Genomic DNA, 25901 nt, shown 5'->3' with positions numbered 1-25901 from the left:
CGGCGCCGCGGAGTCCGGCTGGTCCGGATTCCCGCGGCAGTCCCGAGGGCCCGATAGCACGCGCGTCCGTCGAACTGGCGGGAACGTTCTGCTGTCACCCGCTCGGGTGAGCGGCTGGGCGGGAAGCCCATGCGCGGCTCATAGCCTCGCATCAGACGCATCCGTCACTCGCGTGCGTCCTGGCTGAACTGACTCGTACGTAACCGTTGTTCGTTGTTGGAGGCTGTACGTGATCACCGTGCCGTTATCCGCCCGCCCACTCCAGGGGTGCTGGCACCGGTGACGACGCTGGACGACGCCTCGGAGACTGCGGAGACGGGCTTGGGGCGGCATCGGGACGAGTTGCGGCCCGCTGCTGTGGCCCGGCTGCTGCAGTTGCGTGGGGCGGGGAAGTTGACGACCGCTCACGTGAAACTGATCGCCGACTCGCTGGATGTGAGCGTGCGGCAGGTGTGGCGCTGGCTGGCGCAGGCTGAGGAGACCGGCAGCCCGGAGAAGCCGGAACGCTCCCGGTTCCGTATCACCGACGAGATCATCGAAGTTCTCGCCGACTACCAGGGCAACGTCAAACGCGCTCACGAGCACTTGGTGCGCGTCGCAAGGGCGGCGGGGGAGAATCCGATCGGTCTGACCACGCTGCACGACGCCATCGCCCGTGACCTCGATCCGGGTTTCATGGCGGGCCTGCGGGAGGGTATTCCGGCCGCCCGCGGGTTCGACCCTGCCTTCCAACGGCCGGCGGTGGCCCGGAACCAGGTGTGGGAGGGCGATCACAAGCAGGCCCCGCTCGTTGTGGCGATGCCCGACAAGAAGCTGTCGAAGGTGTGGGTGACCTGGTTCGAGGACCGCGGTACCAGCTATGTGATGGGCTGGGCGGTCACCGCCGGTTCCGCGCACCGGGGATCGGTTCTGGCGGCGGTGCGGGCGTCGGTGCTGCGGGAGGATCCTTACGGGCCGGCCGGGGGACTGCCGCACCTGGTACGGGTCGACGGCGGCGCCGACTTCCTGTCCAAGACCGTCCGGCGGGCCTTCGGGCTCCTCGGTGTCCCGGTGCACCGGGTGCGCAGCGCCCGCCACAAAGGCGGTATCGAGCGGCTGAACCGCACCAGCATGACCCGCTTCTTCGCCGACCTGCCCCGCTACACCAAGGCGCCCCTGCTTGACCACCGCCGACGCCTTGGCGACCAGGATCCACCGTTGACCTTCGAGGCATTCGTGGAGCGCCTGGGGGAGTGGGTCACCGAGCACAACACCAAGCATGTGGTGAAGCGCACCGGGGTGACGCCGCTTGAGGCGTGGCTGGCCGACCCCACCGAGATCCGTCCCGAGCCCACCCCGGCCGAGCTGCGGGCGTTCATGCTGGAGAGCGATCACCGGCCTCGGAAGATCACCAGTCATGGGGTGGAGTTCGCGGGCCGCTGTTACATGCCGGAGAACGGTGTCGGCCGGATCGGGGTGGAGGTGCGGGTGCGGTGGATGCCGCACCACAGCCACGAGATCGACCTGTACACCTTCCGCGGGGAGCGCTACCTGGGCCGGGCGTTCCTCAGCGACGAGGCCACCGAGGAGCTGCGCGCCAAGGTCCTTGCCGACCGCCAGGAGCACAGTGCTGACCTGCGCCGGGCCCTGCAGCGCTCCGGTGAGCGCAGACGCGACCGTTATCTGCCGGCTACCGAACCCCAACTGCCCGTCTCTGCGACCCGCATGACCAAAGAAGAGGCGCTCGCCGAACTCGCGGGCACCAGCCGGCGAGCGCCTGCCGCGCTTCGTCGTCGCGCGGAGCCGTATCAGCCCTTGACTCCCGTCCCGGCCGGCTGGGTACGTCCCGGCCAGGCCACTGCCCCCGCCGATCCGTCTTCGGAGGACGCATGACCACCACCGCCACTGCTGCCGCGCCGCCCCAGCCGCCCGAGTCGGGGGCGCCGCGCCGTCCGGATCTGCGCCCGCAGTTCTTCCTCGGCCTTGAGGACTCGTCGCTGGTCGCCACCGACACGCTGCTGCAGATCAAGGACACCGTCGTCGACACCGTCGAATCGCGGGCCATGTCGGTGGTCTACGGCGACGCGGGGCTCGGCAAGAGCTTCGGCACCCGGGCCACGATCCAGGAGATGAATCCGGATCTGATCCTTCCGCTGGACTTCGCCCGTTCCCGCCCGGGGCCGAAGGACCTGCGCGAGGAGCTGTTCCACCAGATGAACCTGTCCTGCAAGATGCCGGGGACGCCGACCGCGTTTGACAAGCTGCTGCGCGAGACCCTTCCTCGGCGCCCGTATGTGATCGTGTGTGACGAGGCCCAGCAGTACCGGCGGGAGAACTTCGAGTTCCTGCGCAAGCTGTGGGACAACTGCGACCCCAAGCCCGCCATCCTCTTCGTCGGCGGCCGGGAGGCGTACGAGACGCTGCAGAGCGATCCGGCGCTGGCCTCGCGGATCTACATCCGCCTGGAGATTCTGGCGATGACCGAGGACGAGGTCCTCAAGACCGTGCCCGACTCCCATCCGGTGTGGAGGGGCGCGGACGAGGCGCTGCTGAAGCGGGTCGACACCCAGTACGCGCTCGGCTCGTTCCGGGAGTGGGTGAAGGTCACCAAGCACGTGATCAAGGGCATGGAGCACTTCAAGGCCGACAAGGTCGACGACCGGGTCGTGGACTGGGCCCTGAAGCGATGCTGACCACCCCGCCCCCGCCTTCGCCGTCGGCTGTGTGGGGCGCGGCCGCCGCGGCCGAGCCCTTCGCCGTCATGGAAGACGCGGCCCCACCTGGCCTGCACTTCCTCGACACCCCAGGTGTGCGCACCTTGCTCACCCCGGGCATGCTTGCCGTGGGCGATGCGCTCGCCGATGCCTACGCCCAGGGCCGGTTTGTGTGCGTGCTGGGCGATGCCGGGGTCGGTAAGACCTTCGCCGTCCACACCGCCGCCCGCCGTCTCGGTGAGCTGCTGCCGCTGGACTTCCGGGCTCAGCCGGCGCCGGCGGACCTGCGCGCCGCCCTCCACCGTGCACTTGGCCTTGGCGGCGATGCGCCCGCCGACCCCGGGGCCGCCGACACGCTGATCCGCCGCGCCCTGGCCCAGGGGCCGCGGATCGTCGTGGTCGAGGACGCCCACCGGCTGTCGGCGTCCTGCTTCGAGTACCTGCGGTTCCTCCACGACGACCTCCCCCAGGGGCTGTGCGTGGTCCTGATCGCCCAGGCGCGCGGCGAACGCTCCTTGCGCGCCCAGCGGATGCTCGCCACCCGCAGTGCCGGCTGGCCCTACATCTGGCCGCTCACCCGCGACCAGGTCCCGCAGGCGGTTCCCGCTTTGCACCCGCTGTGGCAGAGCGTCGCGCCCGGCGACCTCAAGGCGCTGGACGCCCGTATCGCCGATGGCTGTCTGCGCCGCTGGGTCGTGCTGACCCTTCACACCCAGCGGGCTCTGGCAGCCACCGGCGCGAGCAAGCCGGATTGGGGCATGCTGCAGGCCGTGGCCGACCGGGTCGACGGCGAACGTCGCCCATGACCGCATCCACACTTCCTCCCGCCCCCGCCCCCGCCCCCGCTCCTGCTTCACGGGCCGCTACACCCCCGGCGGCCCCGGCGGCGGGGCCGGTGAGGCTGCTGCTGGACGGCGACGACGACCACGCGGTACACCGAGCCGCCTACCAGTGGGCCGATCCCGCCCGCGGCCGGATCACCGTCGATCCCACCCCGCACACCACCAGCCCGGCCTACCTCGCGCTGGACGTACTGCGCGCCATGGGCCGCGACGGGTTCTCCCATCCAGATGCGGAGCGGATGTCCACCGACCCGGCCTGGCGGGCGGTGACCTGCTGGACCCTGGCCTGCGGCCTGGATGAGGTCATCGTGCTGCGCGCCCACCGCCTCACCACCGAGCGGCTGCGCCGCCTGGCCGCGTGGCGCGCGGACACCGGTATCCGCCTGACCCTCCTGGCCCACACCCCGGAGCAGGCCGACTTCCAGCGCCTGCTCGAACACCTCACAGCCGCCGGGCTGGTGGACGTGGTGACCGTACGCGGCACGGCCGCTGTTCTCGAGGCGATCGGCCCGGCCGCCACCGGCCGTCGGGCCGGCCCGCCCCCGCGCGATCACGCCTACCGGCTCCCGACGCTGCCGCGCAGCTCGGTGGCCGCGTTCCGCGCGGACTGCTGGCGCCGCCAGAACACCACCGACTTCGCCCACACCGATGGTCAGTACCGCGCCGGCTACGCCGCCGCCCGCACCTGGCTGGCCCGCACCCTGCCACTTCAGCCACCCCGACCTGAGGTCACCGAAGGCGCCGGTCACCCGGCCGAGCCCACCCTCTTTACCCTGCAGGAGACGGAGGCCTTGCGGCTGTTCCTGGCCCGCTTGACCGTCTCAAGCCCCAGCGTCCAGCACACCGTGGCCCGCGTGCGCGGTGCCCAGGCCGGCTTCCTGGCCCGCTCGCTGCTGCTCAACGTGCCTGACGACCTCACCAGTTGCGCGGGGCCCGGCCTCACTACCGTGCCCCTCACCCCGCGCGTCGTGCACACGATCACTGTGCGCCTGCCCAACCCGCTGCGCGCCGCCGCCATCGCGGCTCTGCTGTTCACCGGCACCGCCACGTCGCTGCTGTCGATGACCCAGATCGGATCCGTCGACGAGGACGGCACCACCGTGGCCATCGACCGCGACTCGCGGATCAACATCGGTGAACCGCCCGGGCCCCGGCACCTGTACGCGATCCCGCCCCGCGCCCGCCCCCTGCTGCGCGCGGCCGTGGACTTCCGCCGCCGCACCCCGCGCACCGCTGATAACCATGGCCTGTTCGCGAACTGCTTCGGCACCACGCCACGCTTCGAGGCTCTTGTCGCCGACGCAGGACTCCCGGTCCCCTCCCTGGTCCACCCCCATGAGGGGGACGATTGGCACACCGCAGCCCGCTGCTGGTACCTGCACACTCCCCAACCACCCACCCCTGATGTCCTGCCGCGCCTTGTGGAGTCACGCACGTGACCGATCAGCCCCCGCCGCCCGGCGACACGTCCGCGGCCGCATTCGATCTGACGTTCCTGCGTGAGCGAGCCGCTCAGTGCAGGCTCACCGACGAGGACCTGACCGCGCTGACCGGCATCCCCACCACCGACTGGGACACCCACCTCACCCCGCACACCCTCCCCGCCGCGGCCCTGTTCCCCCTCGCCCGCGCCCTGAACACCTCACCCGAATCCCTCCTGCTCCAGCCCATGCCCGCCACCCGCCAGGGCCCAGGGGCGGCCACCCACGCCACCGTGCTGCACGCCGCCCTGCTCGAGGCCGACCGCATCCACCCAGACGACCTGGCCTCCGCCCTTCAGTGGCCCCCGCACCGTCTGAAGCGCGCCGCCACCACCCTGGCCGCACACCTCGAGCAGCCCAGCAGCCCGCACCGGCTCCTCCACACCGACACCAGCATCCACCTGACCACCGTCCCCGATCTGTTAGACCCCAAGCAGCGGCAGAACCTGTACAACACCGGCCACACCGCCGCCTGTCTCGCCCCCGGCGAGGCCGCCGCCCTCACCCGCCTGCTGCACCGCACCGCCCGCGGCCTCACCCTCGACCTGACCGACGATCAGATCCCGCGCCTGGCCAACCGACGCCTGCTCGCCCCCTCCGGCACACAGCCCGCTCCCCACCCGGACGTGCTGTTTGCCCTCGGCCTGGCCGCCCACCCCCTCCTGGACGCCTCCGGCCCCGCCGACCACCCCGCCTTGGACCACCGCCACGTCGCTGCGGCCGACGCGGACATTGCCGGCGGCTCCGCGGCGACGCCCGCCGCTGCCGCACCGCCACCACCCGGAGCGCGATGATGCCGACGCAGGGTACGGCCGCTGTGCCCGAGACCACCACCGGCGCGTGGAAGCCCACCTGGTCACCCGGCCACACCCGCCCCGGCCTGCCCCCGCTCACCGTGGTGCACGACCCGTGGGACGACCACGCCTTCATGGCTGCCGCGCTGGCCGCCCACACCCCCGCGGCCGGCCGTATCACCGTCCACCCCACCCCGGTGGCGAGTGCCCCCGCCTCTCTGGCCCACGACCTGCTGCGCAGCCTGGGCAAGCACCTCCCGCTGGCTGGCAGCGAGGACGGCGCCTACTGGACGGGCAACACCGAGACCGCTTGGCGCGCGGTCGCCGCCTGGATCTTGGCGTTGCGTATCGGTCACGTCATCGTCACCCGGGCCCATCGCATCAGCTCGAGGCACTTCGAGTACCTCTTCGCCCTGCGGGAACTCACCAAAATCCAGCTGACCCTGCTGTGCCACGGCCCCCTCCCGCCCGCTCTCGCCCCCGCGCTGGCCGCGCTCCGGCACGAAGAGGCGCACACCCTGGCCGCGGCCCACCGTGTCCTGGGCACGCCCGCTCCACCACCGTCCGCCGACCGGTTCGCGTGGTGGGAGGCGGACGGGCAGTTCCCGCCCCGCGAGGGCGAGCCGTGCTTCCTGCTGCCGGCGCGGCGCGCACTCGGCCGCGGCGACATCGACGCGGCTGCCTGCCGCCTGGGCCGCGCGGTGCTCCCGCTACCCGCCGCCGGCCGCTTCCCGCTCGAGCCCGATGAACACACCGCCGTGCTCGCGCACCGGCTGCATGCGCGCATCGCCCACCCCGTCCACGCCGCCGTGCTGGCCGCGCGGGTCTTCACCGGCCACCCGGCCGCACAACTGCAGATACCCGCCGCGGGGGCGGCTGCGGCCAGGGCAAGCCGTGGCCGTCAGGTGCTGACACCCATCTGGGCAGCGGACATGCTCGAGGCAGGGCGCCGCTTCGGGCAACTGGAACGGCCGGCGCACAGCGAGCGCCCACTGCGGCTGAGCCTCTGGGACCAGACAGCCGTGACCGAGGCAGCCCACGCCTGCGGCCTGCACGAGTACCAAGCGCCCCGCCCGAGGCGGCATCCTGCCGCGACTACTGCGCGTTCCCCACGGCCCGCTGCCACAGACCGGAGCGCGGGCAGCACATCGGCACCCAGCCGGGCAGCATGAGGCACAGCTGCACCCACCCATCCGCAGACGACAGGGAGTAGACGATGGCCGAGCCGGGGACAGAACTCTTCGAAGCGATCCGCCGCGACCACCGCGCGGGCGACAGGCTGCCCAGCTCCCTGGCCGCCCGCCACGGCGTGGCCAGAGCGACGGTGAAAGAGGCGATCTCGACCGTGCTGCCCCTGCCGCATTCCCTCCCGGCTGACGAGGAGGGACTGGCCGAGGCCCGTCAGTTCCTGGATGCGCTACTGGAAGAAGACCAGGCCAAGGCGCCCGATAAGCGTCGCTCGGCCTTCGAGCTGTACGAGGAGCTGAACCTTCGTACCGACGGACTTCCGGTGTCCTACCGGTGGGTGTGGGAGTACATCACCGATCGCCGCTCCCAGCAGCACGCTGACGCCGGCCCACCGGAACCATATGAGCGGACCTGGGCGGGCAACGTCCCTTCCGACATGCCGGAGTTCGTCACCGATCTGATCACGTGCGCGGTGCGTCACCTGGCCGAGCTGAAGATCGAGGGCACTGCGCCGGCCGCGACCGGCGTCGAGCTCGGCATGGTCTCCCTCGGCACTGCCAGGGCCCGGATCAACCAGGCCCTGTGGGAGCTCGCGCTGGTCGGACGCCGAAGCGGCCTGTCCTACGCCCAGATGAGCGCCTTCACCGGCATCCCCGAAGACGACCTGGCTCAGCAGGTCGAGCGCTATGACCGCCTCATGACGTCCTGAGCGGCGTGGTCGGGAGAGGGTACCTGGCGGGCGATCGAGACGGCCGTGGCCCAGGCACCCGGACCCGATCCACTACCGGGTGCTCCACGGCCGCCGCTGTCGCGTGCCGTACACCCCGCGGGCCCTGCGTTGAGCCTCCACCTGGGATCTCTACTGGCCGTTCAGTACGCCAGAAACGCCGTAACCGGGACGATCAGAACGTGTGGGACTCAGCGGGAGCCGCGCCTTGAGCCTCTTGCCCGCTCCCTTCGGGGACCGGGCGCGGGAGTCGTGCCGTGACGGTAGGTCTTGGTGACGCTGGCTCCCCCGGCCTGCTGGTTCCCAACCCGCAGCGATCTCACACGATGGCCGAATAGAGACCAGCCACCTCCAGCCCGCGGATGCGCAGGTAGTCCTCGCGTACTTGGCTGGCTTCGGGGTGCACCAGGTAAACCGAACCGAACGAAGTGAGAAGATCACGGGTCTTGCGGACGGGACCGACCGCCGCCCGGAGGAGCACCGAGTGGAATGCCGGCAGCTGCCGGATGTCGCCGAGGTCGAGTTCTTCGGACAGCGTCCCGTCGCGAGGGCAGTGCAGAGCCGTTTGCGCCAAGGTTGCCCGGTGCGGCAGGGGCTGTTCGGTGGCGGCCAGGAAGTGATCCGGTGCGGTGTACGCCGCGGCGGCCAGCAGGATCAGGTTGGCACCGTAGACCGGCAGCGTGATCGACGGGGCGATACCACCGTGCAACCGAGCGCCCAGTTCGATAAGCACCGGCCCAGTCGGGGTCACCATCACCTCGGCGTGGACCGGGCCCCAGGCGATGGCGAACGCATTGAGCACGGCGAAGACGTAGTCGGTGAGCACCGTGTAGACCGGGTCGGTTGGCGGCAGCAGGAGACTCAGGTCGTAGACGCGGGATCCGTCGACTACCCGCTTGTCCGCCCGCCATACCTCCGCGACCCGATGGTGGCCCGCCGCCGATATGGTGTCCACCATGTACTCCTCGCCCACGAGGAATTCCTGAGCGAGGAAGCTTGTGTTGATGTTTCCCCACATGTCCGCGCTGCCGACGTTTTTGGAAAAATAGGCCAGGGCGTCGTCGTCCGAATGCACGACCTGCACACCGAGGGTTCCGGCGCCTTGCAGCGGCTTCAACACGATGGGGTACCCTTCGCCGCGCGCTGCGAACGCCATCGCCTCCGCCGCCGTCGTGACGCGCTCCGAACGGGCGTGCCGGATTCCCGCCGCCTGCAAGGTTTCCACCATCAAGGCCTTGTGCCTCTTGGCTTCCGTCTTCCCGATCCCGTTGCGGGTGGGCAGTTCCATCCGATGTGCGAGATGATCAGCCACCCCCACACCGCTTTCCAACCCGGCCAGGACATGAGCGACGTCGTAGGCGGAGAGCCGGGAGAGGGTGTCGTCGAAGTCTCCGTGGAAGTCGACGACATCGATCACTCCCGGCGGCTGCTCCCCTCGGGCGTACGGCGCATACTCCTCATTCCGGTTCCGCACGTGAACGACCGGAAACCCTCGAGCTGAGAAGGCTGCCGGCAAGAACGCGCCGCTGCTGTACGCGTCCACGACGACGCAGACTGTTTGCTTGCTCCCCATCATTGTTCCCCTCTGTGCTTCGGGTCGGGACTCAGGCGCCGGGGCCGAACGGAATGCCCAGCAGGTACCAGGCGGTGAAAAAGCAGATCCACACAAGCCAGACGGCTCCCGCGAGCGGCAGCGTGAAGGAAGCCAGCGTCCCGATGCCCGCCGACTTGCGGTAGGTCTGGATGAACCGCAGCGCCATGAGGAAGTAGGGGCTCATCGGCGTGATGCAGTTGGTCGCCGAATCGGCCACCCGGTAGACGGCCTGAGTGGCCTCCGGGGCGATCCCGATCAGCATGAGCATGGGCACAAATACCGGTGACACCAGTGACCAAAGCGCCGACCCGCTGGTGACCAGCAAATTCATCACTGTGACCACGACGGCGATGCCTATGAGCACCAGCCAGCCCTGTGTCCGAAACCCCCGCAGCGTTTCCGCGCCGCTCACGGCGAGGATCTCGCCGATGTTGGTCCACTTGAAGTAGGCCAGGAACTGTGAGATCGCGAAGAACAGGACCAACGTCGGCGCGAGCGAGCGGACTCCGTCGGTCATCGCCGCGACGATCTCGGGAGCCCGGGTGAGCGTGCCTGCGAGCCGCCCGTAGACGACTCCGAGCATCGCGAAGAACAGGCCGAGTACGGGCGCCATCCCGGTGAACAAGGGTGAGGTCACCACTCCCCCGCCCGGGCCGCGCAGCGGTGATCCAGCCGGGATCATCACCACGACCAGTGCGGCGACGAACGCGACAGCCACCAGGCCGGTCACCCGCAGCGCACGCTGTTCGCGGCCGGTCGGCTCCGCCGTTTCCGGATCACCGGCACCGGCCTCACTGGGCTGGTCGACTGCGAGGTCCGGCCGCCTGGCCAGGACTGTCTCCACTACCACGGTGATGACCAGGGCGATCAGAACGGAGGAGGCGAGCCCGAAGAAATAGTTCGCCACCGGTGTCACGGTGTAGTTCGGGTCGACGGTTTGAGCCGCGGCAGTGGTGATGCCCGAAAGCAGGGCGTCGGTCGTGGTCAGGGACGGGGAGGCGTCGTAGCCGGCCGAGATGGAGACGAAAGCCACGACACAGCCCAGCACCGGACTGCGGTTCGCGGCGCAGAATGCCATAGCGCCGATGGGGATGAGCGTCACGTACGCCGCGTCACCGGCGATGTGGCCGACCATGGCCGTCAGCGACAACGCAAAAGTCAGGTAGCGGCCCGATACCCGGGCGACCATTCGACGCAGGAGGGTGGATATGAACCCGCTGCGGTCCGCCACGGAGATACCGAGCATCACCGCCACAATGGTCGGCAAGGGCGGGAAGCTCGCGAAGTTCCGCATGGCATCATCCACGATGACGACCAGTCCGTCCGCGCTGAGCAGGTTCCGCACCGCGATGCTCTTCCCGGTCGAACCCTGGACCACGCTGAACCCGGTGGCCGACAGGACCGCGCTGAGCACGACGACCCCGAGCGCCAGCAACCAGAACAGCCAGAACGGATCCGGGAGCTTGTTCCCGACCCGTTCGACGGCCGCGAGGGAGCGGAACGCGACGGGCGAACTGGCCCGTCGCGGTTCAACGGTTTTCACGTGATGATCCTTAAGGACGGTCTCAGGCGGCCCGTGTCCCGCGAGACATCTGGACGAGCCACTCCACTTCGTCGGCGAGGTCGGAGCTACTCCGGACGGGCGCCTGCGACGGCACGACCGTGGTGGGTGAGCGCAGCGCGAGACGGCCATCGTTGATCTCGATGACCCGGCGGCACAGGTGGTAGCCGATCTCCCGGAACCGCAGGAGATCGGCGATCCGCGACCTGGGCGGATCGAGGGCGATCGACGGAACCTGGTCGTACAGCTCCCGCCACAGCGGATAGAGGGCCTGATAACTGCGGTAGTCACGCAGCCACACCGACGCTGTCGTCAGCTTCGCTCCCCAGGCCGGCAGCGTCAGCCCAATGGCCAGCAGCGGGACGCCGGCGCCGATACACAACGGAGTGATGAACTCTAGGTCAGGCAGCTCCAAGCGCAGGTGCAACGCGATCACGCCGATCAGCCGGTGCGCGCAGTAGAGCAGGTAGACGGCCGCGCCGATCGCAGTGATCCGCAGCCCGCGACGCAGCCACACTCCGGGGGCCACGCGGGCGTAACGCACACAGAGGACCAGGATCTCGAGCAATCCGGCGGCGAAGGTCACCGTGTAGAGCACGAGGTACACGGCGACTTCAGGCAGTCCCATGTTGTCCAGCAGGTAGTTCCCCGACTGGACGGACACGGCGGACCCGGCGGCCAGCCACAGGCTGATCAGCACCCCCGCCACCACTGCGGCGAGGGCGAACACGAGCACCGCGCGCCGCCGGGCTCGGTCCGTCGGGTAGGTCCAGTAGCCCAACGCCACGAGGATCCCGGTGCTGCCCCCCGCTCCGCCGAAGAGGTGCACGCCCAGCGCGGTGAGATCCGGGATGCCGATCAGTTGATCGGCGATCGCCGCGACACCCGGGGCGGAGAGAGTCAAGGAGACGAACTTGAACCCGAAAGCCGAGGTCAGCATGAGCAGCGCGCGATCGTGCCGGTTCCTGCGCAGGCCCAGCGACATGTAGATGCACGCGGCCAGGCAGGTCGCGGCGCAGGACAGGAACGTCCAGTCCTTGATCTGGTCCACCGCAGATTCCTTCCGGGTCAAGTCCTGCGTAATGACTTCTGTATCCGGGCGAGTACGTCGGCTTCGGCAGCGGGCAGCTCGTCGGCCGCCCCGGGGTCGCTGCGGCCGAGGCGCTCCATCATGATCGTCGCGACGACCTCTGCCTCCTGCTCGTCGCGATCGGCGTACCCGCCGCGGCCCAGCATCCGACGGACCAGACCCGGGTCGAGATCGGGGAAGAGGAGCGTGGCCGCCTGGTCCGTCACTGCCTCTGTGCTGGTGTGACCGCAGAGCATGTGGGAGAACTCGTGGGCGATGATGTGGTTGCGGTGTTGGGCGCCGGTGGTCGCCTCGTAGACGACCAGGTCGGCGTCGTCCGTTTCGAGCCACAGGCCGCTGAGACCCGATCCGTGCATGGCCAGCGGGACGAGCCGGATCGGCCGATTCCGCTCCGCGCTCACTTTGTCACGGAGTGTCACAAGATCGCAGGGTGCAGGCAGGTCGAGGGACTCGACCAGCGTTCGAGCCCGCCGGCGCATGCCGCGGAAGCCACGGAGCCGCCGCGATTCATTTTTGTCCCGTCGGATCATCTTCGGCTTCCTCGTGAACGGGTGGCAGGCCTTGGAGCTTTCGGATCTGGTCCAGGACAGAGGCGACGGCTTCGAGGTTCTCGTTCGACAGCCCGACCGCTCGCATGGCGATGCCGCGGATGCCCGCGTTGCGCATCCCTTCGAGCATCTCCAACTGCTCGGTGATCCGGCCGGACTCGTCGCGGTCGAGGAAGTAACCGGGAGGCACGCCGAAGTACTCCGCGAGCGCCACCAGCAACTCCGGTGACGGGTTCACGCGTGTTCCCGCGCGCAACGCGGACAGATAAGCGCCGCTGACCCGGAGACCGGGGTGGCGCTGCCGCACTTGCTCGGCGACTTCGTTGTTGGTCAGCTTCTGCCCAGCGGTCTGGTTCATCCGGAACAGGCGATCGAGTCGTTGACTCAACACCGGCGCTTGGTCGTCGGCGGTGCCGGGCGTGCCTGGGTCTTGTGTGTTGCCCTCGTCAGGCACTTTCTACCTCCTGCCGCGCGGGGGGCGGAGCCGTCCCGGCGCACGGCCGTAAAAGCTGCCAGCGCTCCACCCGTGCCCTCATCGTGCAGGCAACGGACAGTTCACGTCAAGAGAAAAGATTCAACTGACAGTTGATTTGCGGGTCACCTCATGGTTACAGTCGGCGGCAGGGTGCTCGACGAGACCTCTGGTCCACGGCTCCGCAGTGGCGGGCCAGGGCGGAAGAGTAAGTGGACGGGCTCGCCGGAAGGGGAGGTATGACTGTTCTGCTTGCGTCCCGGTTCGGAAGATCCGCCGCCTGAGAAGGGTGGTGCCGGAGTCGCCTGCCGACAGGGACGCCCTCAGCACCCACCCAACCCTCCGTGTCACCGAAACACGAAACTTCACAGCACAAACGTGATCGCTTCCATGCCCGCAGAAACGCTTCGCGGGCCAATTTGTGGCGAAATGCCCACGATTTCACAAAGGATTTGAGCTATGCAGGAAACTGGGCCGACGACTCGTGTTGTCCTCAAGGACGCCGAACGCGCACTGGTCGAAGACGTGGTGTACAAGGTCTTAGAAAACTGCCCCGGCCAGACGGAGTACCGCTACCTGACCTTCCTGAAGGAGCACGTCGACACACCGATCGGCTGGATCCGCGAAACGTACGAATCAGCCGAGGGGCAGCCCGTCCTGCTGAGTAATCTGCCGCAATTCGAGAACGTCGAGCACAGCAAGATCCTGGCTTTGCTGATTGGCCAGACAGTCGGGAACTGTGTCGCCTACAGCGACTACAACGGCTCCTACATCACTGATATTCGGGCGACCGAGCTGTCCCGTGAGAAGAGCGCGGGAACCGACCTGCTGGCCATGCACAACGACCTGGCGTGGGCGAGTGACGTCTGCCGGCCCAGGACGCTGGTCCTGGTTCCACACATGGCCGAGGGGGTCGTGCCGCGCACCCTGCTGGCTCCGGCGACCGAAGTGGCGGCTCGCCTCGACCCCGCAGCGATCGAGATCCTGCGTTCGCCGGTCTTTGAGGCCCGCTCGGGATCATCACTGGGCTGGAAGTACGAACGAGTCCGCAAGATGCCCCTGCTGGAGGAAGCCGCCGGGAAGCTTGTTGTCCGGCTCAACTTCTCGGCGTTCACCCCTGCGGCGCACCTGGAGGGTGAACTGCGCGCGGCGGCTGCCGCAGCGCACCAGCAGTTGCACGACGCCGCACTTGCCGTCGGCCGGGTGCGAGGGCACGCTGCGCTCCAGGGAGAGGCGCTGATCGTCCCGAACGACCACTGCCTGCACGGCCGGGACCCGATCGACTCGGGCGCCTGCCGTCGGCTCCTGCTGCGTTCCTACGTCGTGCCCGACAGCGTGGTGGAGCACCACGGCCGCACGATGATCTCCCTCGAGGGCTAAGCGAGATGTCGGACATCATCGTCATAGGCGGCGGGCACGTCGGCCTGACCCTGCTCACGGACCTCGTGGCCGCCGAAGAGACCCACGGATTCCGGCCGAAGCTGCTGTTCGTCCGGGACGCCGGAGACCGTCCGCGCGGCCCGGTGACCCGGACGAATCTCATGGATGGCCAGCAGGACCGGGTCGAGCTACGGGAGGAGCACTTCGGATCCCTCTACGGCGAAGAGGCCGAGGCCCTGCTGGAGCGTGCCGAGCACATCATCGTGACCGTCCCCGACATCCCGGTGCTGCGCCTGGAGCTGATGCGTCGCATCGCCGGCCTTCGCTCCCTGGCGGGCAAGGTGGTGACGTTCGTCCGGGCGGGACAGGGCGGGCAGCCCGTCGTCGCCGACTGGGTGCGCCGCACTCCGCGCCTGCGCAACACCTCGATCGTCCTGGTCGAGGACTCGTTCTACGGGACCCGGATCTCCGGCCGGCACATCGCCTACAAGCGCAAGCTGTCAGTGAACGTGTCGGTGTACTCGAGGACTCCGCACATCGCCGCCGAACGGGTACGGACGCTGTTCCCGCTCGGTGCGCTAATCGGCAGACCATCGTGGCCCGATGTGGTGGTTCGCCCGGGCATCGGGCTCCTGTTCGACCCGCTCGGCTACATCATTCACATCGGTGTGGCGTTTCACGCACGGAACTTGGCCAAGACCCGGGCCGGCCGCAAGTACCTGCATTACACCGACGGCATTGACCGGGAACTCGCTCCGTTGCTGGCCGCGCTCGACGAGGAGAGGGTCGAACTGGCAGCGGCCTACGGGGTCGAGACGGAGACGTTCCCCCACATCATCGAGCGGCAGTACGGGCTCCCGTACCGGTCCGACTTCTACGAAATGATGCAGTCGTGCCGGGAAATTTACCGGTCCACCTCATGCGGCTCCCTGGATGAGCTGCGGGAGTCGCGGCTGATACGCGAGGACCTGCCGGGACTACGGACGATCCGCTGGCTCGCCGATGCCGCCGGCGCGGCCCTGCCCGTCACCAAGCAGTACGAGGCCGATGTCACCCGGACCGCCCTCGAACTGGGTGTCGCCGCAGCTGATCTGGACGGATACCTCCCGCAACTGTCGGCGATGCCGGAGGATGTGCCATTCCTCCGTTCCCTGCTGGTGGCCCCGCACGAGCTCCAGGAAAGCAGCGTCGACGGCAGGTCCGCGGCCGCCCTCCTGCGGCTTCCATGGTCCTGCATGCCGGGACCGGTGGCTCATGAAGAAGTCCTACAGAAAAGGCTCGAGGTGCTGAATGTTGGATGAGGCGTTAGAGGCCTTGTACGCGCGCTATGCGCGCAAGCGGCCGGTCAGCGAGCGGCGGCACGCCGACGCGGCGGCATACCTGCCCTCTGGGATCACGAGATCCGTACTCGATTTCGCGCCCTTCCCGTTCGCGGTCGAAGCTGCTTGGGGCTGCCGGTTGAGGGACGTCGACGGCCACGAATACCTCGACTACCTGGGTGACTACAGCGTCGGGCTGGCCGGGCACAACCCGGAGGCGGTGCGCGAGGCGGTCGAGTCCGTGCTCGACAGCGGGTGGTCGTTCGGTGCGGTCGCGCCCGAGGAGGCCGAAGTGGCTCGCCGTCTGTGCGAGCGGTACGAGTCGATGGACCTCGTACGGTTCACGAGCTCCGGGACCGAGGCCAACCTGGCGGCCGTTTCGCTGGCCGGCAAGTGGTCGGGACACAGCACCGTATTGGCCTTCGACGGGGGATACCACGGCGGCTTCCTGAGCTTCAGCCGTGACGGCTCCTCGCTCAACGTGCCTTTCGACGCGGTCGTCTGCGACTACAACAACCTCGAATCGGTTAGGTCGGCGTTTCGGGCCCACCACGGGCGGTTCGCCTGTGTGCTGATCGAGCCAATGCTCGGCTCGGGTGGCCGGATCCCCGGTGATCCCGCGTTCCTGCGCGGAGTGCGGGAGCTGTGCGACGTGTTCGGCGTCCCGCTCGTGTTCGACGAGGTGCAGACGTCCCGGACGGCGGTCGGCGGCGCACAGTCCGTTCTGGGAATCAGGCCGGACCTGACGACCCTCGGGAAGTACATCGGAGGTGGGTTCGGCTTCGGTGCCGTCGGTGGCCGCAACGACATCATGCGGCTGCTCAGCCGCACGAACGAGCCGCATTTCGACCACTCCGGAACCTTCAACAACAACCGCTTCTCGATGGCCGCGGCGGCGGCGATGCTCAACCGGGTGCTCACCGCGGAAAGCCTCGACGAGCTGCACCAGCGTGGTGAGCGGCTGCGCAAACAGGCCGGCGAACTGCTGTGCGGCCAGGGCTTCCAGGCGACCGGGTGGGGCTCGCTCATCAGCATCCACCCGGTCGACGGCGAGGTCCGCTGCGCCGCCGACCTTGCGGGAGCCGACCGGCGCCGGGTCCAGTTCCTGTTCCACGAGCTGCTCGAGCGCGGCGTGTACATCGGGAAGTCCGGGTTTGTGACGCTGTCGTTGGCCCAGGACGAGCAGACCGACGAGAGCTTCTTGAACGCCCTTGAGGGCGCCCTGCAGGCGGCAGCCGAAAACGGGGCCTGACGACCGCGTTTCCCTGGGTTCACAACAACAACGGATGGAATTCATGACGACCGTTGACATTCTCGACTCGATCACCTTCGAAGCCGGCTTTCCGGCGATGGCCCGCCAGCAAGGGGAGGCCGTGGGCACGGTGGACCTGTTGGCGAACCTGACGACGGAGCAGCGGGCGGCCACCCGCGACCTGCTCGACACGACCGGCTCGGTGCTCTTCCGCGGCTTCGGCGTGCGTACGGTCGACGACTTCGAGCGCACCGCCCAGGGCCTGCTCGGCGAGCTCGCGCCCTACCGGGGCGGCGACGCCCCACGGCAGGCGGAAAAGGGCTTTGTCTACAACGCCGCGGGACCGAGCCCGTCCCGGCTGCTCCGCGCGCACAACGAGCTTTCCTACGCACCCTGGCACCCCACGACGCTCTGCTTCGCGTGTGGCCGCCCTGCCGACGAAGGCGGCGCGACCACGATCATCGACGGGCATCGTGTGTACCTGTCGTTGCCCGCGGAGATCCGCGATGAGTTCCGGACCAAGGGCGTGACCTACATCCAGCACCTGCCGAATGACAGCGGTGATCCGAGCGGGATCAAGTCCTGGCCCGAGACCTTCGAGACCGATTCCCGCGAGAAGGTCATGGAGCTGTGCCGGTCCAGCTACACCTCGGCCGAGTGGACGGACCTCGGCCTGCTCACCACCAACCGCACGCCGGGAGCGGTGGAAGTGGGTTCGGACCACCGGATGGCCTGGTTCAACCAGGCACACATCTGGCGCAAGGACGAGAGCGTCACCCCGGACGTGACGAACATGGATCGCTGGCGGACCCGGTTCGGCTATGGCGCGATGTTCGGTGACGGCACGGAGATCCCCGCCGAGTACATCGAGGTTGTCAGCCAGACGTTGATCGATTGCACCGTGCCGGTGAACTGGGAAGCCGGCGACGTCCTGCTGGTCGACAACCGGGCAGTGATGCACGGGCGGTTGCCGTTCTGCGGCCCGCGCGAGGTGTTCGTGGCGTTCGCCTGATGAGCCTGATGAAGCACCAGGGGTTCCGCCACCTGTGGGTGGCGCAATCCGCGAGTCAGTTCGGCACCTACGTCAGCCGCGTCGTCCTGCCCCTGGTGGCGGCGACGACGCTGTCAGCGACGCCGTTCGAGTTGGGTGCGCTGTACGCGATCCAGAGCGTGGCGTTCCTGGTGATCGGCCTCCCGGCCGGGGTGTGGGTGGACCGGATGCGGCCGCGCACGGTGATGGTCACCGCCGACATCGTGCGCGCCGCGCTGCTTGCGAGCATTCCGCTGGCGTGGTGGGCGGGAGCACTGACGATGGTCCACCTGCTGGCCGTCGGCCTGCTCCTCGGCTTCGCCTCGGTGATGTTCGACGTCGCCTACCTCTCGTTCCTGCCAGCTCTCGTGAAGCCGGAGAATCTCATGGCGGGTAACGCGCGGCTGGAGACAAGCCGTTCGGTGCCCCAGGTGGCGGGCCCGGCCGCTGGAGGCAGTCTGGCCGGCCTGCTGTCCGCCGTGAACGCGGTGGGTGTGCAGGTGCTGTGCTACGTCGTCTCCGCGGTGAGCCTCAGCCGAATCCGCCAGGAGGTGCTCCCGGTAGTACGGGAACGCGCGCCGATGTTGCCGGAGATCGCGGCGGGGCTGCGCTACGTGTTCACCGATCCGCTGATGCGGGCGGTGACGTGCTGCTCGGCGACGTTTAACCTCTGCTATGCCATCGCTTCTCCGCTGCTCGTGGTGATGCTGGTGGACGAGCTGAAGCAGCCGGAGTGGGCCGTCGGGGCGCTGATGGCCGCCGGTGGAATCGGCGGGCTTGCCGGGGCGATGACCTCCCGGATGGTCGCTCAGCGGCTGGGTTCGGCCCGGGTGATGTGGCTCGCCCTGGTGACTTGCATGCCGTTCGGCCTGTTGATGCCACTCAGCTCGTCCGGGTGGGGTGTGCTGTTGTTCGCCGTCCCGTGGTTCGTATTGAACTACGGACTGATCCTCTACAACGTGGCGCAGATCAGCTTCCGGCAGCAGGAGTGCCCGCCGGAGATGATGACCCGGATGAACGCCACTGTGCGGTTCCTCATCTGGGGTGTGCTCCCGCTTGGCGGAATGGCCGGCGGCGCCCTAGGCGACTGGGCAGGCGCCCGCACGGGGCTGGCCGTCGCCGCGGCCGGGATGCTGTTCTCGGCGCTGTGGGTGCTGGCCTCGCCCTTGCGAACCATGCGGGAACTCCCGGCCGTACCCGCGACCGCGTGACCCACAATTCCGTTCACCGCCGCCTCGGTCCGAGGCAGGCAGAAAGGTCAGACAGTGGACCTGATGAATCCACCCCCGATGGGGACGGATCTCTGGAGCTCTCTTCCGCCTTCGTGGCAGGAGCGGGCGCTGGGGCTGGCCGTCGAGCACACGATCGGCGTCTTCGACGGTGTCGCGGGCGCAGCCGGACCATGGTGGCCGGCCCGGCCGGTTGTGCTGCGCGAAGCGTTCTACCGGGACCTCGGCGAGCTCGCGGACCGGCTCGGTGAGCTCGTCCTGCGCACGTGCATGCGGCGGGCCCGCACTGCGGGCGAGCTGCAGGATGTGCTCGGTCTTCCCGACAGCGAGGTGCCAATGCTGAGGCGGGACGAACCGCTCGGTGAGCACCTGCTCGCCGCGTCTCGCCCCGACGTGGTGCTGGCCTCGGGAACGCCCAAGTTCCTGGAGGTCAACATCGAAGGCGCGGTGGCGGGTACCGCGCAGGCGGACCTGGTCTCCCGCCGGTTCCTTGACCTTTACGAGCAAGAACTGCCCACCCGGGGGTTCGCCGCGCCGCCGTCCGCGGTGGACGCTCGGTTCGCGCAGATCCGGGCCCAGTTCGACCATGATCCGACGGTTGCCATCCCGCTGTACCAGTACGGCATCCTGGCTGGGGCGACGAACGAGGACGAGCGGATCGACCGGCACCGGCCCATGGTCGAGAGCGCCCGGCGGCAGGGGATCACCGCGTTTCCCTGCCCGTGGCGTGATCTGCACAACGACGCCGAGTACCGGCTCTTCGCCGGAGACCGACAGGTCGACGCCGTGCTGAGGCTGTTCGTCACCAGCTCGGAACCGTCGTGCGACGGGCTCACCGCCGTGATCGAGTCCGCGCGTCGCGGCACTATCCACCTGCACACCTCGGAAGCGACCTGGCTGCTGAGCAACAAGACCGTCCTGGCCTGGCTGTGGACGGATATCGACGAACTGCCGCCCGCCGACCGGCAGTTCGTGCACGAGCACGTGCCGTTCACCGTCATGGCCTCACCGGAGCACGAGCAGATCGTCAGCGAGGCGGCCGCCGAGCAGACGCAGTGGGTGCTGAAGCCCGTGCACGGTCATGGCGGCGCCGGAATACTGCTGGGACACACACAGCCGGCCGAGGTCTGGCGTGCTGCGCTGAAGGCGGCGATGGACACGAAGGACCACGTCCTGCAAAGGCTGGTGCGGGCCGACCAACTGGAGATGACATTCCTGGACGACCGGACCAGGCAGCTGCACACCCAGCCGGTTCCCTTTGTCCTGGGGCCTTTGATGTTCGATCGCAAGATCTCAAACGTCTTCGTCCGGCACAGTGCCCCGGGCGGCGGGCTGATCGTCAACGCCCAGCAGGGCTCCGCGGTCAACAGTGTCCTGCTCACACCCTCGTGAGCGAGGTCGTCCCGTTGTTGTCCGGATATCGTCGTGCCATGATCACCCATACGGCCGTTCCCCTCTCCGTCGACGCGATGCTCGACGACCTCAGGACTCTCGTCGAGATCGAATCGCCTTCCGGCGATCCAATCGCCCTGGCCAGGTCGGCCGAGGCGGTCGCCGGGATCCTGGCGAACCGCCTCGGCGGCCGGGCCATCCTGGTCGAGGGCGAGGCGGGTCCGCACGTGCATTGGTCGGGCGGCGGTGAACCCCGGGTGCTGATCCTCGGACACCACGACACGGTGTTCCCGCTCGGCACTTTGGAGCGCCGCCCGTTCACGGTCGAAAACGGACGGGTGACCGGCCCGGGCGTCTTCGACATGCTAGGCGGCTTGGTGCAGGCGATCCACGGGCTGGCCGCGCTCAAGGATCTGACCGGCGTCGAGATCTTGGTGACCTGCGACGAGGAGAACGGCTCCCACACCTCGCGGGACCTCATCGAGGAACGCGCACGGGCGTGCGGCGCGGCGCTGGTGTTCGAGGGCGCGGCCGAGGGTGGTGGGCTGAAGACCGGCCGCAAGGGGTGCGGCACGTTTCAAGTGCTGATCACCGGCCGGGCGTCACACGCCGGTCTCGAACCCGAAGCCGGCGTGAACGCCCTGGTCGAAGCCGCTCACCAGGTCCTCCGCATCGAGGCGATGAGCTGTCCTGAAGCCGGTACCACGGTCACTCCGACCATCGCTTCAGCCGGAACTCAGAGCAATGTCGTTCCAGCTGAAGCGACCGTGGTCGTGGATGTGCGGGTCGAGTCGGGAGAGGAGAAGGACCGCGTCGAAGCGGCCTTCGCGGCATTGGCTCCGCACGTCGAGGGAGCCGTGATCGAGGTGCGGGGTGGCGTGGGCCGCCCGCCGATGCCGCAGTCCGCGGCGGCGGAGCTCTTCGCGGTGGCGAGCCGGCTGCTGCCCGGCATCGAGGCCGTGGCCGTGGGCGGCGGGAGCGACGGCAACTTCACGGCCGCGCTGGGGGTGCCGACCCTCGACGGCCTCGGAGCCGTCGGTGCTGGGGCCCATGCCGACCACGAGTACTTGCTGGTCGAGAGCATGCCCGAACGAGCGAACCTGGTGACCGGGTTGGTGACCGCGATCCAGACAGGGCTTCCCCCGACATAGTGTTGTCCTCCTCGGAGTGGTGCGCGTCGGTGACAGCGCCCGTGATGCCTTGCCTCTGCCCGCCCAGCAGTTACTGGGCGGGCGCCGAGGTCGGACAGGTGAACCTCGTCGGTGACGTGCAGGTTGAACGCGCCCCGCTCGGCGTGCTTGTCGGCGAGGCTGGCCGCGATCACCGTGCCGCCTTGTCGGATAAGCACAGAGGTGCCCCCAGTCGCGTTCGGCTTCGTTCGCCGTGCACCACCGCGTACGATTCTCTGTGCTCAACCAGGTGCGCGTATCCATGCCGGAGCCGCGGTTGCCCGCGCAACGGTCAGGGGCGCTGGCGGTCAGCCTTCCTCATCGGGGGCGGAGCCGCGCGGACGGTGCAGGGGGATCACCGTGCCGTCGGACGCGGCGAGTTCCTGCCCTCGACGGGCGCCGCTGCTGGATCTCGGCCGCGCGGCGCAGGCGCCTGGCGCTCTGGCCGGTCAGGCGCACGGTCACGGTCAGCTCGGCGTGCTCGCCCACGGCGTCGTCGGCCGGGAGTGGTGCTGGGGGGTCCATGGGCGCTGACCGTAGTACCAGGCCGCGCGCGAGCGCAGCGCCTTCGGCCTGCGCAGAGGGCTCGGCGTGCTCCGGGGCACTGTCCTTCCGCCGGGATCGGGCACGTCGGGTGCAGCGGTGGCGTCCGGCTGGGGGCTTGGGAAAAGTTGTTCCAGCCAGTCGCGGGCGGCCCGTGCGGCCCGGCGGATCACCTGCTCGTCGGCTCCGACGCGGGTGCGTACCCCGATGGTCTGGTTGATGCGGGCGTTGACGTCGCGGTGTGTGGCACCGGTGGCCGCGACGAGCTGGTTGACCATCGCGGTCAGCCGCATGCGCGGCTCGGGCCCGGTGTCGATCTCATCGTCCCAGACCGCGTCCGGCTTCTGGCCGATCTCCGATTCGAACGCCGCGCACCGGCCGCAGAGGTCGAAGATGCCGTCGACTTCGGCTTGCCGCCGGCTACGCACACGTAGCCGTCGCAGGTCACGCACAGGCTGGAGGCGCTGTCGGCTTCGCGGCCCTAGGCGCGCTCCTGGGAGATGCACTGGCCGGTGCACGGCCGTGGGACACGGTGCGCCACGGTCGCCGCCGGCTACGCCTTTTCGCCCTGCTCTTCGCATGCGGCCACTTCCGCTGTCCGGCGGGCGGCGTGCTCGGCGTTTGCCCGGGCGCGGGCTTCCTGGCAGGCAGCCCATTCCGCCGGCGTGAGGTGGCTGGCACACGCCACCACAGGGGCGGGGAGATCGTCGTAGCGGGCCACTCGGCGGCATAAGCGCCGGGTTGACTTGGCCCGGCGGGTACACGTCGGCATGCCGCACCTCCCATTTGATCGTGTGGCCGGGCATCAGCGCGGTGCCCAGCGGTTCCCACGGCAGCATAGAAACCGGGACTGACAACTCCACCCGCAATCAGGAAAGTTCGCTGCACTGATTGCCGCGACGGGGGTGCACCGTCCAAGGGAGGGAAAACCGGCAGCGCACAGGTCCGCGGCGCTGCCTTGTGCGGCCCGTCCTGAATTCGGCCAGAACTGGCTACCGAACGTATGACTGTATTGACGGTTGGTCATCAACTGGTTCAACCTCTGGGGTTGCGGTACATGAAGCCGCGCTTCCCAGAGAGGAGTTCATGGCCATGGAGCCGACGAAGGAGCAGCAGGCTGCCCGTGAGGTGTTCGCCTCCGGCCGGGACCTGGCCCTGGTCGCAGGTGCCGGGACGGGCAAGACGTCCACACTGATCCTGATGGGCGCCGCCACCCGCAAACGCGGGCTGTACGTGGCGTTCAACCGGGCGATCGCCGACGACGCCCGCGGGCGATTCGGGTCCAATGTGGAGTGCCGTACCGCGCACTCCCTGGCCTTCCGCGCCGTCGGCCACCACTACCGTGAGCGTCTGGATGCCTCGGCGAGGATCCCCGCCAAGCACACCGCCCGCCTGCTCGGCATCACCCGCGACCTTGACGTGGGCTCCCGCCAGATCAAGGTCACTCACGCTGCGCGCCTGGTGATGGGCATGGTCCGCAAGTTCTGCTACACCACCGACCGGCAGGTCATGGCCCGCCACATGGAGCCGGTCAACGGCCTCGACGGTCCTGGCCAGGACTATCTCGCCCGCAACCTGCTGCCCTACGCACATCGCGCGTGGGAGGACATCTGCTCGCCCGCGGGCCGGCTGCGGTTCGAGCACGACCACTACATGAAGCTGTGGGCGATGACCTCCCCGCAGCTCGGGGCGGACTTCGTCCTGCTGGACGAGGCCCAGGACACCAACCCCGTCCTGGAGGAGGTCTTCCTCGCCCAGGAAGCGCAGCGGGTGTGTGTCGGGGACCCGGCCCAGCAGATCTACGGCTGGCGCAACGCGCGCGATGTGATGACCGGCTTCCCCGCCGAGCAACTGCGCCTGACCCAGTCCTTCCGCTTCGGCCCGGCCATCGCCGAGGTGGCCAACCGGTGGCTGGGACACGCCGAGTCGGAGATGCAGCTGACCGGCCACGGCCCCGGCTCCCGCGTCGGCGAGGTGGCGCAGCCCGAGGCGGTGCTGTGCCGGGGCAACGTGGACGCGATGAGCGAAGTCCTGTCCTACCTGGAGCTCGGCATCCCGGTGGCGCTGACCGGCGGGGGCAGCGCGCTGCAGCGCATCGCCAAGGCCGCACTCGAGCTCAAGGCGGGCCAGCGCACCAGCCACCCGGAGCTGTTCTTGTTCTCCTCCTGGGGCGAGGTGCAGGAGTACGCCGAGCAGGACAAGGCCGGCCAGGACCTCAAAGCGATCGTGCAGCTGGTCGACACCTACGGCCCCGACCAGATCATCGCCGCGGTGGACCGTCTCTCCCCACAGGAGAAGGCGCAGGTCACCGTCTCCACCGCGCACAAGGCCAAGGGACGGGAGTGGCCGTCGGTACGCATCGGCAAGGGCTTCATGGCTCCATCGGTGGATGACGACGGTCTGCAGCGCGCGCTGAATGCGAGCGAGGCCCGCCTGATCTACGTCGCGGTCACCCGCGCCCGCCATCTGCTGGACACCGAGGGCATTGCCTGGATCGACGAGTACGAAAAGACCATGGCCGACGCCGGCCGGGACGGCACGGTGTCCGGCCGGCCGATGATCGAGCTCAGTCTGACCGGGCAGCTGAAGTACGACTCCTCACCGATCTCGCAGTTCATGGCCGCCCACCTGCCCTCCAGCCAGAACCTGGTGGGCGACTACCAGGCGCGCATCGCCGGCCTCCCTCACCCCGTGCAGCCGATCGACGTGCAGTACCCGAACTGGTCGGCCCTCGGGCACGCCATCGACTACCGCCTCCGCCTCAGCCTCGGCGGGCGGCTCGGACTGGCTGTTGTCGCCGGTGTCATGTTCCTCGACGAGAACGGACCGCTGCGCGGCGCACCGGCGCGTGGGGTCCGCAAGGCCCTGCACACGGCGGGCCGGGAGCTGCTGGCCACCGTCGACACCTACCTCGCCGATACCGGCAGCCTGGACGAGAACGCGCTCATCCGGCTGTGCTTCGTTGCCGGCTTCTTCGAGGACATCGCCCGCACCGGTGAGATCCGCCGCTTCAGCATGCTCAGCTCTGCCACCCCGGCCACGACCCTGGACGACCTCACCGCGGCGGTCCCCGAGTACGTCGTGACCGACATCGACCATCAGATGCGACTCGCCGACGGCCCGTTCGCCGCCTTCCGGGCCCTACCGCAAAGGGCCCGCGTGTGCGGTCCGGTCTTCGCCGGCAGCGGCGACATCGGCGGCGCCGACGCCGACTACATCCTCGGCGGCCTCCTGCTGGACTGCAAAGCCACCAAGGACCCCCGCCGCCTGGGCCGCGAGGAGATCTACCAGCTCGCCGGATACCTCCTGCTGGACTACGACGACCAGTTCGGCATCGACCAGGTGGGCCTGTACCTCTCCCGCCAGGGCGGCCTGATCACCTGGGATGCCGCCGACTTCCTGCGTCGACTCGGCGCGGCCATGCCGCTGGCGCAGCTACGCGAACGGCTCCGCAGGCACCTGCACGAGGCTGCCCATCGCTGAGGCCGCATCGCACCGTGCCGCATCCAGCCGCTCCAGCGGCTGGCGATCTCCTCCAGACGGAAGGCTGACCGGGGCCGGAACCGAGCCCCCGGCTCCACGGGCCATGACCTCAGA

At 69.0% G+C, this 25901-nt stretch carries 21 protein-coding genes; 15 read left to right on the top strand and 6 right to left on the bottom strand.

The window, feature by feature from the left end; genetic code table 11:
• Window positions 1-279 precede the first annotated feature (279 nt).
• From NQU54_RS38825 to NQU54_RS38795, 7 genes are all read left to right on the top strand, one after another.
• On the top strand, window positions 280-1872 hold the full coding sequence (locus NQU54_RS38825) for a Mu transposase C-terminal domain-containing protein (protein ID WP_257635100.1): 1593 nt from the start codon (window positions 280-282) through the stop codon (window positions 1870-1872).
• A complete protein-coding gene (locus NQU54_RS38820; RefSeq protein ID WP_257635099.1) occupies window positions 1869-2672 on the top strand; it encodes an AAA family ATPase in 804 nt (267 codons plus the stop codon). The genes NQU54_RS38825 and NQU54_RS38820 overlap by 4 nt, the downstream gene beginning before the upstream one ends.
• Entirely contained in the window at window positions 2666-3499 is an 834-nt protein-coding gene (locus NQU54_RS38815) for an AAA family ATPase (RefSeq protein WP_257635098.1), read from the top strand. The genes NQU54_RS38820 and NQU54_RS38815 overlap by 7 nt, the downstream gene beginning before the upstream one ends.
• 89 nt (window positions 3500-3588) lie before the next feature.
• Window positions 3589-4974 carry a carboxymuconolactone decarboxylase family protein gene (locus NQU54_RS38810; protein ID WP_257635097.1) on the top strand — a complete coding sequence of 462 codons (1386 nt, stop codon included), beginning with the start codon at window positions 3589-3591 and terminating at the stop codon, window positions 4972-4974.
• Window positions 4971-5810: a hypothetical protein gene (locus NQU54_RS38805; RefSeq protein ID WP_257635096.1), complete on the top strand. Its 840-nt coding sequence runs from the start codon at window positions 4971-4973 to the stop codon at window positions 5808-5810. The genes NQU54_RS38810 and NQU54_RS38805 overlap by 4 nt, the downstream gene beginning before the upstream one ends.
• 23 nt (window positions 5811-5833) lie before the next feature.
• Window positions 5834-6982 (top strand): hypothetical protein, encoded by a 1149-nt coding sequence (locus tag NQU54_RS38800; RefSeq protein WP_257635095.1) that lies wholly within the window; start codon window positions 5834-5836, stop codon window positions 6980-6982.
• Window positions 6983-7026: 44 nt separating this feature from the next.
• On the top strand, window positions 7027-7707 hold the full coding sequence (locus tag NQU54_RS38795) for a helix-turn-helix domain-containing protein (RefSeq protein WP_257635094.1): 681 nt from the start codon (window positions 7027-7029) through the stop codon (window positions 7705-7707).
• Between the two features lie 337 nt (window positions 7708-8044).
• Here NQU54_RS38795 and NQU54_RS38790 read toward each other — a convergent pair whose 3' ends face one another.
• The 5 genes from NQU54_RS38790 to NQU54_RS38770 all read right to left on the bottom strand — a co-directional run bounded on the left by NQU54_RS38790 (window position 8045) and on the right by NQU54_RS38770 (window position 12972).
• Window positions 8045-9298, bottom strand: coding sequence for an ATP-grasp domain-containing protein (locus NQU54_RS38790; RefSeq protein ID WP_257635093.1), 1254 nt, complete (start codon window positions 9296-9298; stop codon window positions 8045-8047).
• A 31-nt stretch (window positions 9299-9329) separates the two neighbouring features.
• Complete coding sequence (locus NQU54_RS38785) at window positions 9330-10862, bottom strand: AbgT family transporter (protein WP_257635110.1); 1533 nt, start codon at window positions 10860-10862, stop codon at window positions 9330-9332.
• Between the two features lie 22 nt (window positions 10863-10884).
• Window positions 10885-11931: an MAB_1171c family putative transporter gene (locus NQU54_RS38780; protein ID WP_257635092.1), complete on the bottom strand. Its 1047-nt coding sequence runs from the start codon at window positions 11929-11931 to the stop codon at window positions 10885-10887.
• A 17-nt stretch (window positions 11932-11948) separates the two neighbouring features.
• Window positions 11949-12389 (bottom strand): toxin, encoded by a 441-nt coding sequence (locus tag NQU54_RS38775; RefSeq protein WP_257635091.1) that lies wholly within the window; start codon window positions 12387-12389, stop codon window positions 11949-11951.
• A gap of 88 nt (window positions 12390-12477) precedes the next feature.
• Window positions 12478-12972, bottom strand: coding sequence for a helix-turn-helix domain-containing protein (locus NQU54_RS38770; RefSeq protein WP_257635090.1), 495 nt, complete (start codon window positions 12970-12972; stop codon window positions 12478-12480).
• Between the two features lie 477 nt (window positions 12973-13449).
• On the opposite strand from NQU54_RS38770, the gene NQU54_RS38765 reads away from it, so the two are divergent.
• From NQU54_RS38765 to NQU54_RS38735, 7 genes are all read left to right on the top strand, one after another.
• On the top strand, window positions 13450-14370 hold the full coding sequence (locus NQU54_RS38765) for a TauD/TfdA family dioxygenase (RefSeq protein WP_257635089.1): 921 nt from the start codon (window positions 13450-13452) through the stop codon (window positions 14368-14370).
• 5 nt (window positions 14371-14375) lie between these two features.
• Window positions 14376-15671 (top strand): NAD/NADP octopine/nopaline dehydrogenase family protein, encoded by a 1296-nt coding sequence (locus NQU54_RS38760; RefSeq protein ID WP_257635088.1) that lies wholly within the window; start codon window positions 14376-14378, stop codon window positions 15669-15671.
• Between the two features lie 13 nt (window positions 15672-15684).
• Window positions 15685-16941: an aspartate aminotransferase family protein gene (locus tag NQU54_RS38755; RefSeq protein WP_257635087.1), complete on the top strand. Its 1257-nt coding sequence runs from the start codon at window positions 15685-15687 to the stop codon at window positions 16939-16941.
• A gap of 43 nt (window positions 16942-16984) precedes the next feature.
• On the top strand, window positions 16985-17953 hold the full coding sequence (locus NQU54_RS38750; RefSeq protein WP_257635086.1) for a TauD/TfdA family dioxygenase: 969 nt from the start codon (window positions 16985-16987) through the stop codon (window positions 17951-17953).
• A complete protein-coding gene (locus NQU54_RS38745; protein ID WP_257635085.1) occupies window positions 17953-19182 on the top strand; it encodes an MFS transporter in 1230 nt (409 codons plus the stop codon). Before NQU54_RS38750 ends, NQU54_RS38745 begins: the two co-directional genes overlap by 1 nt.
• Before the next feature lie 63 nt (window positions 19183-19245).
• On the top strand, window positions 19246-20592 hold the full coding sequence (locus NQU54_RS38740; protein WP_257635084.1) for an ATP-grasp domain-containing protein: 1347 nt from the start codon (window positions 19246-19248) through the stop codon (window positions 20590-20592).
• Between the two features lie 38 nt (window positions 20593-20630).
• Window positions 20631-21743: a M20 family metallopeptidase gene (locus NQU54_RS38735; RefSeq protein WP_257635083.1), complete on the top strand. Its 1113-nt coding sequence runs from the start codon at window positions 20631-20633 to the stop codon at window positions 21741-21743.
• 485 nt (window positions 21744-22228) lie between these two features.
• Here the strand turns inward: NQU54_RS38735 and NQU54_RS38730 are convergent, their stop codons facing one another.
• On the bottom strand, window positions 22229-22732 hold the full coding sequence (locus NQU54_RS38730; RefSeq protein ID WP_257635082.1) for a hypothetical protein: 504 nt from the start codon (window positions 22730-22732) through the stop codon (window positions 22229-22231).
• A 664-nt stretch (window positions 22733-23396) separates the two neighbouring features.
• On the opposite strand from NQU54_RS38730, the gene NQU54_RS38725 reads away from it, so the two are divergent.
• Window positions 23397-25787, top strand: a complete 2391-nt coding sequence (locus tag NQU54_RS38725) for a UvrD-helicase domain-containing protein (protein ID WP_257635081.1) — start codon at window positions 23397-23399, stop codon at window positions 25785-25787.
• Window positions 25788-25901: the final 114 nt, after the last annotated feature.

Origin of the sequence: Streptomyces malaysiensis subsp. samsunensis (genome assembly GCF_024519315.1) — a bacterium.
Lineage (GTDB): Bacteria > Actinomycetota > Actinomycetes > Streptomycetales > Streptomycetaceae > Streptomyces > Streptomyces malaysiensis.
This window is presented reverse-complemented; position numbering and strand designations above follow the sequence as displayed.